Source organism: Methylocaldum sp. 14B (assembly GCF_002005105.1).
Taxonomy (GTDB): Bacteria; Pseudomonadota; Gammaproteobacteria; order Methylococcales; family Methylococcaceae; genus Methylocaldum.
The window spans coordinates 120,078-136,538 of sequence record NZ_MSCV01000013.1; the positions used below are offsets into that span (position 1 = coordinate 120,078).

14 protein-coding genes are annotated in these 16,461 nt (G+C 62.3%); 7 read left to right on the forward strand and 7 right to left on the reverse strand.

Annotated elements, in window-relative coordinates; translation table 11 throughout:
• Positions 1-7: 7 nt before the first annotated feature.
• From B2A78_RS26615 to B2A78_RS11740, 6 genes are all read right to left on the reverse strand, one after another.
• Positions 8-133, reverse strand: coding sequence for a DUF2474 domain-containing protein (locus B2A78_RS26615; RefSeq protein ID WP_143735152.1), 126 nt, complete (start codon positions 131-133; stop codon positions 8-10).
• Complete coding sequence (gene cydB / locus B2A78_RS11720) at positions 133-1,134, reverse strand: cytochrome d ubiquinol oxidase subunit II (protein ID WP_077730172.1); 1,002 nt, start codon at positions 1,132-1,134, stop codon at positions 133-135. Before cydB ends, B2A78_RS26615 begins: the two co-directional genes overlap by 1 nt.
• Before the next feature lie 12 nt (positions 1,135-1,146).
• A complete protein-coding gene (locus tag B2A78_RS11725) occupies positions 1,147-2,532 on the reverse strand; it encodes a cytochrome ubiquinol oxidase subunit I (protein ID WP_077730173.1) in 1,386 nt (461 codons plus the stop codon).
• A gap of 123 nt (positions 2,533-2,655) precedes the next feature.
• The gene (locus B2A78_RS11730) at positions 2,656-3,381 is read right to left on the reverse strand and encodes a hypothetical protein (protein ID WP_077730174.1); all 726 of its coding nucleotides are present in this window, start codon (positions 3,379-3,381) and stop codon (positions 2,656-2,658) included.
• Positions 3,382-3,442: 61 nt separating this feature from the next.
• Positions 3,443-3,796: a BON domain-containing protein gene (locus B2A78_RS11735; protein WP_077730175.1), complete on the reverse strand. Its 354-nt coding sequence runs from the start codon at positions 3,794-3,796 to the stop codon at positions 3,443-3,445.
• A gap of 137 nt (positions 3,797-3,933) precedes the next feature.
• Positions 3,934-4,713 carry a L,D-transpeptidase gene (locus B2A78_RS11740; protein ID WP_077730176.1) on the reverse strand — a complete coding sequence of 260 codons (780 nt, stop codon included), beginning with the start codon at positions 4,711-4,713 and terminating at the stop codon, positions 3,934-3,936.
• 530 nt (positions 4,714-5,243) lie between these two features.
• On the opposite strand from B2A78_RS11740, the gene B2A78_RS11745 reads away from it, so the two are divergent.
• The 3 genes from B2A78_RS11745 (at position 5,244) to B2A78_RS11755 (ending at position 7,909) form a co-directional block, all read left to right on the forward strand.
• On the forward strand, positions 5,244-7,034 hold the full coding sequence (locus B2A78_RS11745; RefSeq protein WP_077730177.1) for a thiamine pyrophosphate-requiring protein: 1,791 nt from the start codon (positions 5,244-5,246) through the stop codon (positions 7,032-7,034).
• Positions 7,035-7,121: 87 nt separating this feature from the next.
• On the forward strand, positions 7,122-7,499 hold the full coding sequence (locus B2A78_RS11750) for a sensory rhodopsin transducer (protein ID WP_077730178.1): 378 nt from the start codon (positions 7,122-7,124) through the stop codon (positions 7,497-7,499).
• On the forward strand, positions 7,496-7,909 hold the full coding sequence (locus tag B2A78_RS11755) for a DUF6567 family protein (protein WP_139841171.1): 414 nt from the start codon (positions 7,496-7,498) through the stop codon (positions 7,907-7,909). The genes B2A78_RS11750 and B2A78_RS11755 overlap by 4 nt, the downstream gene beginning before the upstream one ends.
• Here the strand turns inward: B2A78_RS11755 and B2A78_RS11760 are convergent.
• Complete coding sequence (locus tag B2A78_RS11760) at positions 7,863-8,930, reverse strand: SDR family oxidoreductase (protein WP_077730180.1); 1,068 nt, start codon at positions 8,928-8,930, stop codon at positions 7,863-7,865. The genes B2A78_RS11755 and B2A78_RS11760 overlap by 47 nt on opposite strands.
• Positions 8,931-9,823: 893 nt before the next feature.
• On the opposite strand from B2A78_RS11760, the gene B2A78_RS11765 reads away from it, so the two are divergent.
• The 4 genes from B2A78_RS11765 to B2A78_RS11785 all read left to right on the forward strand — a co-directional run bounded on the left by B2A78_RS11765 (position 9,824) and on the right by B2A78_RS11785 (position 16,405).
• Positions 9,824-10,438, forward strand: coding sequence for a Slp family lipoprotein (locus B2A78_RS11765; RefSeq protein ID WP_168175401.1), 615 nt, complete (start codon positions 9,824-9,826; stop codon positions 10,436-10,438).
• Between the two features lie 1,018 nt (positions 10,439-11,456).
• Complete coding sequence (locus B2A78_RS11775; protein WP_077730183.1) at positions 11,457-11,927, forward strand: carboxymuconolactone decarboxylase family protein; 471 nt, start codon at positions 11,457-11,459, stop codon at positions 11,925-11,927.
• A gap of 60 nt (positions 11,928-11,987) precedes the next feature.
• Complete coding sequence (locus tag B2A78_RS11780) at positions 11,988-13,223, forward strand: efflux RND transporter periplasmic adaptor subunit (RefSeq protein WP_077730184.1); 1,236 nt, start codon at positions 11,988-11,990, stop codon at positions 13,221-13,223.
• On the forward strand, positions 13,220-16,405 hold the full coding sequence (locus B2A78_RS11785) for a multidrug efflux RND transporter permease subunit (RefSeq protein ID WP_077730185.1): 3,186 nt from the start codon (positions 13,220-13,222) through the stop codon (positions 16,403-16,405). Before B2A78_RS11780 ends, B2A78_RS11785 begins: the two co-directional genes overlap by 4 nt.
• Positions 16,406-16,461: the final 56 nt, after the last annotated feature.

Here is a 16,461-nt window from a genome sequence, read left to right on the forward strand (position 1 = left end):
ATTGCCTTCACAACAAAGCGACAGCCAGCTTGATGGCATACCCGACCGCGGTGGCCGTTCCGACACCGCCGGCCCACAGCAGAAAGAACCAGGCGAGTTTCTTCCAGAGCGGTCTTTCGTCCACCGGTTCCATCAGTGATAACCCTCGCCGGCGTGCACCTTGCCGCGAAAAATCCAATAGGCGTAAGCCGTATAGCCGAGAATGACCGGTAGGAGGATGGCTGCGCCGACCAGCATGAACGCGAGGCTGTTGTCGGGGTTCGCGGCTTCGCGGTAGGTGATGCTCGGCGGAACCAGGTAAGGGAAAAGGCTTCCGGCGAGCCCCAGGAAGGCCGCGGCGAACAAGCCGAGCGCCAGCAGGAACGGGGTCACGGCTCGCTTGGCCCGCACCGCGCGGTAAAACGCGACCGCAAGCAGAGTCGTGGCGATCGGGATGATCCACAGGAATAGAAGCGCTCCAGGTCCGAACCATCGATCCCTGATGGCTTCGTTGACGAACATCGTGCCGAAACTGATGAGAACGATGGCGAGAATCGTCGCCAGGCCAAGCGGCTCCTGAAGCTGCCGCATCCGCTCCTGGAGATCGCCGTCCAGCTTGATGACCAGCCAGGATGCGCCGAGCAGGGCATAGCCCGTGACCAGTGCGACGCCGCAGAACACGCTGAAAGGACTGAGCCAGTCGAACCAGCCGCCGGCGTAAATGCGGTCCTCGATCCGGATGCCCTGAACGAGAGCGCCGACCATCACGCCCTGAAAGAAGGCCGCCGCCGTGGAGCCGCCGATGAAAGCCCAATCCCAATATTTCTTGGCGCGCACTGTCCGGAACCGGAATTCGAATGCGACGCCTCTCAGAATCAGGGCGAGCAGCATCGCGATCACCGGCGCGTATAACGCGGTCAGCACCAGCGAATAGGCGAGGGGAAAGGCGGCGAACAGGCCCCCGCCGCCCAGGATGAGCCAGGTCTCGTTGCCGTCCCAGACCGGCGCCACGCTGTTCATCATCCGGTCGCGCTCTTCCTCGTCGCGTCCCAAGGGGAAAAGAATCCCGACGCCGAGATCGAAGCCGTCCAGAATGGCGTAGGCGAGCAAGGCCACGCCGATCAATACGAACCAGATAGTCGGTAGATCGAACATGATCGGTTCCTCCTAATGCGGGCCTTTTTCGAGCGCTGGCCCAGGCATGACGCCGGTCGTCCTCAGAGGGCCTTTTTCCGTCGGTTTCTCGAGCCCGATATCCGGCGAGCGCTTCATGAGCCGTATCAGATAAAACGAGCCGGCACCGAAAATGATCGTGTATACCACGATGAAACCCAGCAGCGACCCGGCGACTCCCGGCGTGCCGATGGGCGATACGGCGTCCCCCGTTCGGAGGAGTCCGTATACCGCAAAGGGTTGGCGACCCACCTCGGTCACGAACCAGCCGGCCAGGATCGCCACGAACCCCAGCGGCCCCATGGCGACCCCCCAGCGGTGGAACCAGGCCTCATCGAACAAGCGTTTTCGGAAGAATTGCACGGCGCCGACCAGTCCGAACAGGATCATCAGCACGCCGATTCCGACCATGATCCGGAACGCCCAGAAGACGATAGGCACATTGGGCCAGTGATCTCTCGGAAAGGCATCCAAGCCGGTGACTTTCGCATCGAGGTCGTGTTCGAGGATCAGGCTGGCGAGCTTGGGGATTTCGAGGGTGTATTTCGTCCGGGCTTCGCCGACATCCGGGATGCCGAACAGAATCAGCGGCGCGCCCGCCCGGCTCTCGAAGTGTCCCTCCATCGCCGCAACCTTGGCCGGCTGGTATTCCTTGGTGTTGAGGCCGTGGAGATCGCCCACGATCAGCTGAGTCGGCGCGACCACCGCCGCCATCAAGATCGCCATGACGAACATGACGCGGGCCGCCGGGTTGGTCTTGTCCCTGAGAAGATGCCAGGCGCCGCTCGCGCCGACCACGAGCGCGGTCGTGAGATAGGCCGCCAGCACCATGTGCGTGAAGCGATAAGGAAAGGACGGATTGAAGATCACGCCGATCCAACTGTCGGGCACATAGCGGCCCGCCTCGAGGTGATACGCCGCCGGCGTTTGCATCCAACTGTTCGCGGACAAGATCCAGAACGCCGAAAGCAGCGTGCCGAAGGCGACCAGGAGCGTCGCCGCGAAATGCAGTCTCGGGCCCACGCGGTCGAGTCCGAACAGCATGACGCCGAGAAAGCCGGCCTCCAGGAAGAACGCCGTCAACACTTCGTAGGCCAGCAAGGGGCCGAGGACCGGGCCGGTCTTTTCCGAGAACGGTCCCCAGTTGGTTCCGAACTGATAGCTCATCACGATGCCCGACACGACGCCCATGGCGAAGGCCACGGCGAAGACGATCAGCCAGTATTTGTAGAGCTGCAGGAAGACATCCCGTTTGGTTGCCAGCCAAAGCCCCTCGAGCACGGCGAGATAGCTCGCCAAGCCAATCGTGAACGCCGGAAAAAAGATGTGAAAACTGACCGTGAACGCGAACTGAGTTCGCGCGAGGACAAGCGCATCCATTGTTACTCTCCTATCGGTGACGAGGCCGGGCCTTCCCTGTTTTGAAATTGGACCGGCGAGAATCGGTGTCGTTTATGCGACGAACGTCATTTCAGCCTGCGAACGCTGATTCGAGGCTTGGGATCAATCGACATAGGCGGACAAGGCGGCGAACAGGGCGAATCCTCCGGCGAAGGACGGGGTCGAAATCCATCGGGCGACGCCCGGCTCATCGGCCTGGGGCAGCATGTCTTCCACAGTCGCCAGTAACAGCACGCCAACCAGAAACGCGAGTGCCGCATGCTCGACCTGGGTGCTCGCGTCGCGTAGCAGCAGATAGCCGATCGCCGCGCCGAAAATCGGCGGAAGAATGAACGAGCCCGAGATGCCGAGCCGCCGTTTTCGCGGCACCTGACGGTTTCGAAAGTTGCCGATCGCTGCAAACCCGCCGGGAATATTCGCAATCACCTGGCTTAATCCGAGCAGTAATCCGAGGCCGCCGGAAACGGCCGAACCCGCGCCAACCATCAGGCCGTCCGTGAGAAGGTCGACCGCCACGGCCAGATAAACCATCCAAGCGCCGGACCGTCCTGACCGGGAGCCCGTCCAATACCGAAACGCGCGAGCAAGTGCTGCCGAAAAAACTGATCCTCCGAGAAACATCGAAATCAATAGCCACGTCGGGATCACGGGCAGAATTCGGGGCATGAGGTCTATGCTGACCACCGCGATCGCCACACCGGCCGCGCCGTGCAACGCGGCGCCGATGATCCATGGCGGCGCGCGAAGGCTCTCCGCCAAAAGGCTGCCGACGATGTTTCCGGCGGCGGGTAAGACCGCCACTGCAAGTACCGATAAGAGATCATTCATCCTCAGACGGGTGAATCGGCCACGCAGAGGCGGAATCTAGGTCGAGCCGCCCCGGCAGGCTTCACTCGCCGGTCGCGGCGGGCTTCACCTGGATATTGTTCTTGACCTCCACGACACCTTCGACGGTCTTGGCAAGCGTGGCGGCTTTTTCCTTTTCCGCCTCGCTATTGGCCAATCCGCTGAGATAGACGACGCCCTTGATCGTGTCGACATGAATATCGAGAGCACCGACCACCGGGTCTCGTACATAGGCCGCCTTGATCTTGGTGGTGATGACGGTATCGTCGATGACCGTACCGGTACTGGCCAGAAAGGGACGGTCTAAAGGGTCGGCAGTGGCAATGTTCCAGATACCTGGGGTAAGAGCCGCAGCGACAGCGGTCAGGAGCGTAAGCGATTTGATGGGGTGAGTCATTGCGCCCTCCTTTGCGCGTGGTAAAGCCGGCTTTTTCCGGATCGGAATCGATGAAGCCTCGATCAGTCGAGAAAGCACGGTTGCACTTTTTGTTTTGACCGAGAAGGGAGCGGAAAGGTCGCGAGGCGGTTTCCGGTTCAGCGCGTGTCTTCGATCTCCGAACGTGCGGCGATGGAAGGATCGCCCCGGATCGCGTCCTTTATGGATGAATGAAAGATCTGAATCCGGGTGTTCGTCCGGTGCCGTTTCACGAGGCGAAAGATCTTCGGCATCTGCCGGCGATCGACCCGTACGCAGCCATGGGAGCGCTTTTTGCCGAGATGTGCCATGGCCCCGTCCGAGGCATCGTGCATGAAGATGCCGTCCACGATTTGAATCGCATGGGTCAGGTATACCGGCCGGTTCAAGAGTCTGGTCGCGAAATAGGATGGGCGGCGCACCGCCAAGGCACGCGGGGAATAGGTGCCGTCCGGAGTTTTGGTGGCTTTGCCCGGAAGTCCGGTCGAAACTAGTACCGATTCGAGCCCCTCGACGGCCTCGCCGCCAACATGCACCGACAGGCGTTGGTGGGTCTGATCGATTTGGATGATGACGGGGCTTTTGGGCTTTGCCGCGTGCTTTGATTCGATCTTGGGCTTCGATGTCCGGCTCTGTCTGTACAGGTCGAGTTCCGGCGGTCGATCGGCGATCAAGGGCGGGTGCCGTGTCGGTGCGAAGAGCGCGGCGATCTCCCGGTCCACTTGCGGGCTCGGGCGGTCGGCGATGCGATACGGTATCGGCCGATCGCGCGGATTCCCGCCGTGACGGCTCAACGGAGCTTTGGGCGTCTGGAGCGGAAAATCCGTCGGCTCGGGATAAAGCAGCAATGCTGTAAGGTACGGCAAGACGAATGCGATGGTTAACCTGGTCTTGTCCATGACGGGTTTTCGATATCGTCGGCTGATAATGTTTTGACCGCAATAATCGCCTTGATATCTGTCAATTTTCGAGCCGAGTTTAGGAGCCTATTTCAGTAGGCCGTTCGCCCCGGCCTGTCGAAGGGCCTGTCCCGAGCCTGTCGAAGGATTTGGGGACCAACTCAGATAGGCTCCAAGTTCTCTCGAACCTGAGGGCAGAAGGATCGTTTTTTCTGAGTGCCTCCTTCTTTTGAGAATCGCGCCGCTTTACGGCTTTTGGCGCCCTCGCGCAATTTTCGCTCGTGCCACCGGTCCTATTAATCAGGCCCGTAAATACCCTCCTGGTATTTCGGGCCGCCGCCCAGGCCGGGACACGCCCGGCCTGGGCTCACGCGGCTTGTCGCCGCGCCGGGGTATCCCTGCCCCGGATTAACCCGGCCTATATTTATAGGCCGGGTTAATAACTCGAAAGCATGATCGTCCGCGTGCCGGTCTCGATGATCGGCCGTCGCGGGCGTGGCCGGCAGAGGACCTGGGAAAGGAGGCGACTCATGGCGTACACGGCGAGCGATTTTCTGCTGGATCGGCTTTCCGCTTGGGGTATCCGGCGCATTTACGGATATCCGGGGGACGGCATCAACGGCATTCTCGGCGCGCTCGGCAGGGCCGGGGACCGGTTTCAATTCATCCAGGCGCGCCACGAGGAGATGACCGCTTTCATGGCCTGCGCCCACGCCAAGTTCACCGGGCAGGTGGGCGTGTGCCTCGCGACCTCGGGGCCCGGCGCGATTCATCTGCTGAACGGACTTTATGATGCCAAGCTGGACCACCAGCCGGTGCTGGCGATCATCGGGCAACAGGCGCGCGGCGCCCTGGGCGGGGATTATCAACAGGAAGTGGACCTGGTGACGCTGTTCAAGGATGTGGCCCACGAGTACGTCCACATGGCATCGAGCCCGGACCAGGTTCGGCACTTGGTGGATCGGGCGGTGCGCATCGCCGTGTGCGAACGGACCGTCACCTGCATCGTTGTTCCCAACGACGTACAGGAACTGGACGCGGTCACCACGCCGCCCCGGAAACACGGCCATATTCTGTCCGGGGTCGGCTATGCCGCGCCGCGGGTGGTGCCCAAAGAGGAGGATCTGCAAAAGGCGGCGGACGTGCTGAACCAGGGCCAGCGTGTCGCGATGCTGGTGGGCGCGGGCGCCCTGCATGCGACCGACGAAGTCACCGAAACGGCGGAGATTCTCGGGGCCGGCGTCGCCAAGGCGCTCTTGGGCAAGGCGGCGCTGCCGGACGACCTGCCTTTCGTCACGGGTTCCATCGGACTCTTGGGTACCCGGCCCAGCTACGAGATGATGCTGAACTGCGATACCCTCCTGATGATCGGTTCGCGCTTTCCTTATACCGAGTTTCTGCCCAAGGAAGGCCAGGCCCGCGGCGTTCAGATCGATCTCGACGGGCGGATGCTGAGCATGCGCTATCCCATGGAAGTTAACCTGGTGGGCGACAGCGCGGAGACGCTCCGGGCCTTGATCCCGCTGCTGCAACGGAAGACCGATCGCAGCTGGCGAGATTTCATCGAGCGGGAAATCCGGGAGTGGTGGCAAGTGCTGGAATCCCGCGCCATGAACGCTGCCGATCCCATCAATCCGCAGCGGGTCTTCTGGGAACTGTCGCCGCGCCTTCCCGACAACTGCATCATTTCCGCCGACTCCGGCTCCGGCACCAACTGGTACGCCCGCGACGTGAAAATCCGCCGCGGCATGATGGCCTCGCTCTCGGGCGGGCTCGCCACCATGGGCTGCGGCGTGCCCTACGCCATCGCCGCCAAGTTCGCCTACCCCGACCGGGCCGTGATCGCTTTGGTGGGCGACGGGGCCATGCAGATGAACGGTAACGCCGAATTGGTGACGGTCGAAAAGTACTGGAAGGAATGGCGCGATCCGCGTTTCATCGTGCTGGTGCTCAATAACCGCGACCTCAACCAGGTGACCTGGGAGCAACGGGCCTTGGCGGGCGATCCCAAGTACGAAGCGTCGCAAGATGTGCCCGATTTCCCCTATGCCAGATACGCCGAATCGCTGGGCTTCATGGGGCTCAAGGTGGACAAGCCGGAGGACATCGCCCCGGCCTGGGAGCGGGCTTTCGCCGCCGACCGGCCGGTGCTCTTGGAAGCGTACACCGATCCCAACGTGCCGCCGCTGCCGCCGCACATCACCTTCGAGCAGGCCAAGGCTTATCTTTCGGCACTGTTCGGCGGAGACGTGGATGCCTGGGGCATCGTCAAATCCGCCGCGAAGGAAATGAAAGCGACGGTTTTGCCGGAGACGGATTGAGCCTGGCCACGGTGCGCCGGCGCCTCGCGGTCAGTATCTTGGAAATGGCGCTTCGACAGTTGCCGGTTCAGACATGAGGCAAGCACTATGGCGACTTCCATCGGCAAAAAACTCTGGGCCATCGCCGAAGGCTATATCCCGCCGACGAGCGTCGGCGAGGGCCGGGCGCTCGAGAGTCACGAAACCGTCTGCATGCTCAATGCAGGCGACACGGACGCCCACGTGGCCATCACCATCTTTTTCAGCGACCGCGAACCGGCCGGACCGTATCGGCTGACCGTGCCGGCTCGGCGCACGCTGCACCTGCGTTTCAACGATCTGGAAGATCCCGAGCCCATCCCCGTGGATACCGACTATGCCAGCATCATCGAATCGGATGTACCCATCGTCGTGCAGCACACCCGGCTGGACTCGCGCCAGGCCGAACTCGCGCTGCTGACCACCACGGCTTATTCGGAGGGATGAGAGTACTCATGCGGTTTCTGCTGTTGATCCCGTTTTTATTCTTGCTCACCGGCTGTCCCGTCCCGCCCGTTGCGACCGGATTTCCTTTGGCCGCGCCTTCGGCCGCCGGGGGTGCGCAGATTACGACCGTCACGCAGGTCACGTTGTCGCAACCCAATTTCCGCCTCTTAAAAGCGGATGTCATCGGCAGCAGCACCGGTTTCAGGCTGCTCGGCCTTCTGACCTTCAAGAGCCCGGATTATGCCGAAGCGATCACGCGCCTGTACGAAAAGGCCGGAGTCTCGAACGGCACGGCGCAGGTTTTCGTGAACCTGGTGTACGATCAGACGAGCCCCTATTTCATCCTGTTTTCGCTGCCGAAGATCACCGTGCGCGGGGATTTGGTGGAGTTCCGGGACGACCGGCGATGAGGCGGGAGCGCTTGGTTTGAATCCGGCGCTCGGGTTGACTGGGCCAGCCCCAAACAGCCAAGCCGGCTACGAGGGCTGCGCCGGCCGCGAGCCAGCCCCGGTGCATGTTCGCCCAGAGCAGCCAGCTCCACGGCCTGGCCCGGTTGTCGAACCGGCCGTGGGCACCATGATCGCCGGGCACCGGGTCGAACAGGTTGTCGGGGCGGTTCGACGGCAAGGGTTCCGGGCCGAGCTGGCCCTCGTAAGCCTTGTCGGCGAGATAGCGGTCCAGGAAGCCGGGGACGAGCTTGTTGCCGAGAATGGTTTTCACCGTCGGCCAGCCGATCCAGAATTCGCGGCGCGGGTGATAAGCGGCGTGAACGATGCCGCGCGCCGCCACTTCCGGCTGAAAGATCGGCGGAACCGGCTGGGGATTCCGGTTGATGTGTATGCGCGCCCAATCGAACTGCGGTGTGTTGAACGCGGCGATCTGCACCATCGTCAGCCGGATCTCGGAGCGGTCGTGGATCAGCTCGGAACGGAGCGCGTCGGTGAAGCCGCGGATGGCGAACTTGGCCCCGCAATAGGCCGATTGCAGCGGAATGGCGCGATAGGCGAGGGCGGAGCCCACCTGCACGATGGTTCCGCGGTTTCTTTGCCGCATCCGCTTGAGCGCCGCCATCGTGCCGTAGACGTAGCCGAGATAGGTGACCTCGGTCACCCGCTTGAATTCCGCGGGCGTCATGGCGCTCACCGGCGAGAATACCGTTGCCATGGCGCAGTTGATCCAGATGTCGATCGGCCCCAATTCCCGCTCGACCCGACCGGCGGCCTGCTCGACCTGATCGGGATCGGACACGTCGGCAGGAATGACGAGCGCCGTGCCTCCGGCCTGCCGGATATCCCGCGTAGCACCTTCCAATCCGTCCGCGCCGCGCGACAGCACGGCGACCCGTGCGCCGCGTCGGGCGAACTCCACCGCAGTGGCACACCCCACGCCTGCCGAGGCTCCGGTGATCACGACGACGTCCGATGTGCTCATGGCTGCTCCTGCTGAATTATTTCGCCGGCGATAAGCCTACGCTTACGGATATTGACCGGCGCTTGCGACGGGTGTTCGGACGATGAGGCCAAAGATAGAAGGATTGGGTTGGCTGAGCCCAGAGCTTTCTCGGAAATGTATGTGGTCGCGGGAGTGGGCTTTGGAGCATTTTCATACCGACTGTACGGGCACTGGCGAGTAGGTCGGGAATCCCTCCCAATCGCAAACGGTCATCCGGGGAGCACCCGAATGACCCTTCCAATCGCAAACGGGCCTTTAATCGGCCCCTTCCAATCGCAAACGGCGTCTTCGGGAAGGGGCTGGCCGGCGCTCCCGGCCAGGCCGTTTGCGATTGGAGCGCCGAAGCCCCCCTTCCCGACGCCATGCCCCGGCCAAGCGTCTTCGTCGGCAAGGGATTGCCGACCTACGACCGTGCCCCCGTAGGTCGGGAATCCTTTCCCGACGCCACACTCCAGCCGAGCGTCTTCGCCGGCAAGGGATTGCCGACGAATGCTTGAATCGGTTCACCCGAGCCGAAGGCGCCAACGACGTCCGCCGAGCCTGTTTTGCCGTACGAGCGAGATGAATACGCTCTAGACATCGTGGTCTATGTTTCGGAAAGTCGAGGTAGATATAAGCCACCCTATAGTGGCGGTTCATCCTTTGCCTTGCTGGCCTGAAAGATGCCCTTCTGAGGGCGGCAAATCCCTCCGAGATCGGACTGGCAGCGCCTTGAAGCAGGCCGTAGCACGGAAAATGTTAGTCCTCTTCATAAGCCCACTCTTGGGCTGGGCATGAACCGGAAGTCCGGCCAGGAGATCTAAGCCAGTAAGGAATTTGGCCTGTGAGTCGCCGCTATGGATATTCATTCGATCTTTCCGGCCAGGCGAGGGATGTCTGGTTCGTGGGGTACCGGGTATTGCAGGATGCACCGGTTGCGCGGGTGGTTATGGATTCTTCCGCTCTTGGGTGGTTGCGCAGCGAGTCCGATAGCCGAGTCCTGGCGGCAGGCGGCTACAAATCAGCCGTCCTTTGCAGAGATCAGCGCCGATCCGGAGTCGTTCAGAGGACAGACGGTAATCTTGGGCGGTAAGGTGGCTGCTGCCCGCGTTCTGCCGTCAGTGACAGAAATCGAGGTTTGGCAAAAGCCTCTGGATTCCAGTGACCGTCCCAAGGAAAAGTTCAACGCCTCTCAAAGCCGATTTCTGGTCCGGTGCCTTGGCTCTCTGAACTCAGCGGACTACTTTCCGGGCCGTCTGATTACCGTGGCCGGGGAGATCCAGGAGCAGGCGGTCCAAGACGCGGAAATTAGGCCGTTGGGTCGATTCCACTACATTTATCCGGCGGTCCGCTACCCGGTGATCGATTGCGGCCAAGTCCATGTGTGGCCCCAACGTTGGGAGCTCCCTGATGTCTACGTCCCGCCCTATCGGTTTGGGCCTCGCGAGTGGCGAGGGACTGGCTACGCTTACCCCTATTACTATCAGCCATATCAGCCGTTTCGGTAATCGACCGTTTCAGGAGCAAACGATCCGGAGTTTGGTAAAACGGGTTCTCCATGCGAGCCCTGCACGCTTTGCTCTGCCGGAAAGTTCTACTCTGAACACCATTTCCAATTCTCGGCGATCGACGAATGAAAGCGCTTTTGGTGTGGATGCTGGCCGTATCCTTTCGGCTTCAGGCCGAAGTAGGCCCGGTCAACTATGTAAAGGTTCACAAAAATTGGTGGAGTGGGAAGAGCAACTGGCCGATACTCCTGAAGATCCGCTCATCATCAAGCTCTAAACGAATGCTCTTGGCATGGAGCAAAAGCCAAACTACGGTCCGACGCCTTCTCGTCGGGTAAGAAAGGTCGACATGAATCCTTTGAGGGCGCCGGCGATTGCCGCCAGTTGGGGCACGGCTATTGTTTTGGTAACGCCTTTATGCGGCCTCTGGTTCTCATGCGGCTGTGATTGGCCTTGGGTCAACTTTTTCTTTGTTTGTAACGCCATAGTCAACACGCCAATCCCCCATTGTCCTTGGTGTGTGGATTCACTAACCGCGGCCACAAGCATCGGTTTTAGTATCGCCGCAAGTTCGTTGGCTGCTTGGAAGTTTCGTCCCACGGTCTCGAACGCTTTGGTGAGAATTCTTTACCGATCCGGAGTCGGCACCGCTGTCTTTGTCGGCGCGCTTCTTATCGCGGGTTGGTTGACGGCTCTCGCCACTGGCTATCCTTCGTTTCTGGGCATGAGGTTGAATTAAACACGGCTGGCAACGCCCGGGTCGCCCCATTTTGCCTAGACAACCGGGACATGCGGCGTTTAGTTCGGAAGGAGACCAGCCCGATGAGCGGCGATATGTCGCCTCGGGGCGAGATATCGCCGCCTCTGTCCCGCGGCTTGCTGCGATAAATTCGCTTCGGTACCGCAAGCTCAAGGTAAACGTTTGATCCATAAAAGTTCGAATGAACCGGTCGGGGCTGGTACGAAAGTTGATAAAAAGAGAGTCCAGTCCCAGAGGTTAACCCACCACGAGAAGGCCATGACGAAAAGACGTTTGGACTATGCCAAAGCGGCGCCGGACGCCATGGAGGCGATGTGCGCGCTACAAAAGTACGCGGACGAATGCGGTCTCGAGCGATCCCTGCTGGAGCTCGTCAAGATCCGAGCCTCTCAGATCAACGGCTGTGCCTACTGCATAGACCTTCACACCAGGGAGGCGAGGGCTCTGGGCGACACCGAGCAGCGGCTCTACGCGCTCAGCGTCTGGCGCGAGGCGCCGTTCTATACCGATCGGGAACGGGCCGGACTCGCCTGGTGCGAAGCGATCACCCAAATCAGCGAAGGACACGCCCCGGACGAGGTCTTCGAACAGGCACGCGCGCAATTCACGGACGAAGAGCTGGTCAAGCTCACGCTGGCGACCATCGCCATCAACGGGTGGAACCGGCTCGCCATCGGCTTTCGGAAGGTACCGGACACCTACCGGCCAGCGTGTGGAAAGTTCCGGTAAAACCCTGGCGTGCTGGCGATGCGCTCCGGGGAATAGTGCAAGGTAAACGGTAGCAAGAACGTGATCAACAAAAGGTACTGGATAGTTCAGGCAAGCTGGCTCGGTCTCCTCCTGAGCCTGCTCGCCGGCTGCGGCCAACCGACGGCAGAGCCGGCAGGACCGCCGCCCCCGGCGGTTGCGGTAAGCCGGCCGATTCAACGGGAAGTCGTGGAATGGGAAGAGTACACCGGACGGCTGGACGCCGTGGAGACCGTAGAGGTGCGGGCTCGCGTGGGTGGATATCTGGAAAAGGTCAATTTTAAGGACGGATCCCTGGTCAAGAAGGGCGACCTGCTGTTCGTCATCGATCCCCGACCTTATAAGGCCGCGCTCGGACGGGCGCATGGAGAGCTGGCGCGCGCCCAGGCCCGGCGCGACCTGGCGAAAAACGATCTGGCGCGGGCGCAGCGGCTGTTCGAGAAGCGCGTGATCTCCGAGGAGGAGCTCGACACCCGCGACAAGAACCTGCGCGAGGCGGTCGCCGCCGTCCAATCGGCGCAGTCCGCCGTCGACGAGGCCAAGCTCAACCTGGAATTCACCGAAGTGCGCGCCCCGATCAGCGGACGCATCAGCCGGGAACTCGTCACCGAGGGCAATCTGGTGAACGACGGAACCGGGACGGCAACCCTCTTGACCACCATCGTTTCGTTGGACCCCATTTACGTCTATTTCGAGGTCGATGAGCAGGCCTATCTGCGCCAGGGCGCCAGGAGGCGAACCGGCGAGCGGGGCACCTTGCAGGAGGCGGTGAACCCCGTGTTCGTGGGGCTGGCCGATGAAGAGGGCTTCCCGCACGAAGGGCGCCTGGATTTTCTGGACAATCGATTCGATCCCACCGTCGGCACCATCCGCGCCCGCGCCGTGGTCGACAACCCGGATGGGATGTTGACGCCGGGGCTGTTCGCGCGCGTGAAACTTCCGAGCAGCGGCAAGTTCCCGGCCGTGCTGTTGGACGACAAGGCGGTCCTTACCGACCAGGACCGCAAGTACGTCTATGTGCTCGATGCCGACAACCGGGCGCAGCGTCGCGACGTCAAGCTCGGGCGGATGTTCGATGGCCTCCGCATCGTCACCGAGGGCTTGGGCGCCGACGACGCGGTGGTCGTACACGGAGTCCAAAAGATCTTCTTCCCGGGCATGCCGGTCAGCCCGCAGTTCATCAAGATGGGCGATCCCCCGCCGCATCCGGCTGATTCCAAGCTGAACGCCGGTAATGAGCAGACCTCGGCACACCGGACCCGGGAGCCGAGCGCATGAGGGACTTTTCCGCCTTCTTCATCGACCGCCCAATTTTCGCGGCAGTCTTGTCGATCCTCCTGTTCGTCGTCGGAGTGATCGCGATCCCGTTGCTTCCGGTGGCCGAATACCCCGATGTGGTGCCGCCTTCGGTGCAGGTGCGCGCGGTTTATCCCGGCGCCAACCCCAAGGTCATCGCCGAGACTGTCGCCACCCCTCTCGAGGAAGCCATGAACGGGGTGGAACACATGATGTACATGAAGTCGGTGGCGGGCTCCGACGGCGTGATGTACCTGACCGTCACCTTCAGGCCGGGTACTGACGTCGACCTCGCTCAGGTACAGGTCCAGAACCGCGTCAACCAGGCCCTGCCGCGGCTCCCGGAGGATGTGCGCCGGCTCGGCGTCACCACCGAGAAGCAGTCGCCCAATCTGACCATGGTGGTGCATCTGCTCTCGCCGAACCAGAAGTACGACACCCTGTACCTGCGCAACTATGCCACCCTGCACGTCAAGGACGAACTCGCGCGCCTGCCGGGCGTGGGCCAGGCGATGGTGTTCGGCGGCGGCGACTATTCGATGCGCATCTGGCTCGATCCGGACAAGGTCGCCGCGCGCGGCATGGCGGCGGGCGACGTGGTCCGGGCCATCCGCGAACAAAACGTCCAGGTCTCGGCGGGAACGATAGGCGGCCCTCCGCAGCCGCGCGTCAGTGATTTCACGCTGTCGATCAACGCGCAGGGGCGGCTGGTCACCGAGGAGCAGTTCGGCGACATCGTGGTCAAGACCGGCGCCGGCGGCGAGATCACCCGCCTGCGCGACGTGGCGCGGATCGAGCTCGGCGCCTCCGAATACGCGCTGCGTTCGCTGCTCAACAATCGGCAGGCGGTGGCGGTCGCGATTTTCCAGGCCCCCGGCTCGAACGCGATCGAGCTCTCCGACAGCGTGCGCGCCAAGATGCGCGAACTGGAACGCTTCTTCCCCGAGGGGGTGAAGTGGGACGTGGTCTACGACCCGACGGTGTTCGTTCGCGATTCGATCGAGGCGGTCGTGAAGACGCTGTTCGAGGCCGTGCTCCTGGTGGTCGCGGTGGTCATCCTGTTCCTGCAGACCTGGCGAGCCTCGATCATCCCGCTGCTCGCGGTACCCGTCTCCATCGTCAGCACCTTCGCGGTGTTGCTGTTGCTGGGCTTTTCCATCAACACGCTCACGCTGTTCGCCTTGGTGCTCGCCATCGGCATCGTGGTGGACGACGCCATCGTCGTGGTCGAGAACGTGGAGCGCAACATCGCCAACGGACTGGCGCCGCGAGCGGCGGCCCATCAGGCCATGCGCGAAGTCAGCGGCCCCATCATCGCCATCGCGCTGGTCCTGACGGCGGTCTTCGTGCCCATGGCCTTCCTGTCCGGCGTGACCGGCCAGTTCTACCGCCAGTTTGCCGTGGCCATCGCCATCTCCACCGTGATCTCGGCGGTGAATTCGCTGACATTGTCACCGGCGCTGGCGGCAACGCTGCTCAAGCGGCACGGCGCGACACCCGATCCGGTGACGCGCGTGCTAGACACGCTGTTCGGCTGGCTGTTTCGACCCTTCAACCGCGGCTTCCAGCGCAGCGCCGAGGCATACTCCGGCGCCGTGGTCAGGATCCTACGCCGAAGCGGCCGAATCCTGGTGCTCTACGGCGGTCTCATCGGCCTGACCTGGCTGAGCTTCCAGGCGGTGCCGGGGGGCTTCATCCCGACCCAGGACAAGCTGTATCTGATAGGCGGCGTCAAGCTGCCGGAAGGTGCCTCGCTCGATCGTACCGAAGCGGTGGTGCGCACCATGAGCGAGATGGCCCTGTCCACCGAAGGGGTCCGCGATGCCGTGGCGTTTCCGGGGCTCAATGCCCTGCAGTTCAGCAACACGCCAAATACCGGCACGATCTTCTTCGGCCTGCACGGGTTCGACGAGCGCCAGCGGCCGGCGCCAGAGATTGTCGGCGAGCTGATGGGCAAATTTTCCTCGATCCAGGAGGCGTTCGCGTTCGCGATCATGCCGCCACCGATACTCGGCATCGGCACCGGGTCCGGCTTTTCGCTCTACGTCCAGGACCGTGCGGGCCTGGGCTACGGTGAATTGCAGCATGCGGTCCAGGGACTGGCGGGCGCTCTTTCGGAAGTACCGGGGATGGGGTTTCCCATCAGCTCTTATCAGGCCAACGTGCCGCAACTGACGGCCGACGTCGACCGCACCAAGGCGAAGCGACATGGCGTGCCCTTGAGCGAGGTGTTCGAAACGCTGCAGATTTACCTCGGTTCCACCTACGTGAACGACTTCAACCGCTTCGGCCGCACCTATCAGGTCTACGCTCAGGCTGACGCCCAGTTCCGCGACCAGCCCGAGGACGTCCTCACGCTGCGCGCCCGCAACCAAGCCGGAGAGATGGTGCCGATCGGCAGCATCGTGACGGTCCGTCAGACCTATGGGCCGGACCCCGTGATCCGTTACAATGGCTACCCCGCCGCGGACCTCATCGGCGAGGCCGATCCCAGGATCATGTCCTCGAACGAAGCCATTGCCGCCATTGCCTCCCTGGCACCTCGGGTGCTGCCCGCCGGAACGAGTTACGACTGGACCGACCTGAGCTATCAGCAGATCCACGAAGGCAATGCCAATAAAGTCGTGTTTCCGCTGTGCGTGTTATTGGTATTTTTGGTACTCGCCGCGCTCTACGAGAGCTGGACGCTGCCGTTGGCGGTCATCCTGATCGTGCCCATGTGTCTGCTCTCGGCGCTGTTCGGCGTGTGGCTGACGGGAGGCGACAACAACATCTTCGTCCAGATCGGGCTGGTGGTGCTGATGGGGCTCGCCTGCAAGAACGCCATCCTCATCGTCGAGTTCGCGCGCGAGCTCGAGGGCGAAGGCCGCGGCATCGTCGCCGCGGCGATCGAGGCGAGCCGGCTGCGGCTGCGGCCGATCGTGATGACCTCGGTGGCCTTCATCGCCGGCGTCGTCCCGCTGGTGTTCTCTCACGGCGCCGGGGCCGAGGTGCGCCGCATCATGGGTGTCACCGTGTTCTCCGGCATGCTCGGGGTGACCTTATTCGGCCTGTTCATGACACCGGTCTTCTACGTGGTCATCCGCGCCCGGGTGGCACGGAGGCGCGGGCGGGCACCGGTCCCCGCCGTGGTGGACGAACTGGGGAGGGTGTCCGATGACTAGCGCGAAGCCCGTCGCTGTGGGTTCGGCCCTGGGCCTCGCGCTGTTAAGAGGGTGTC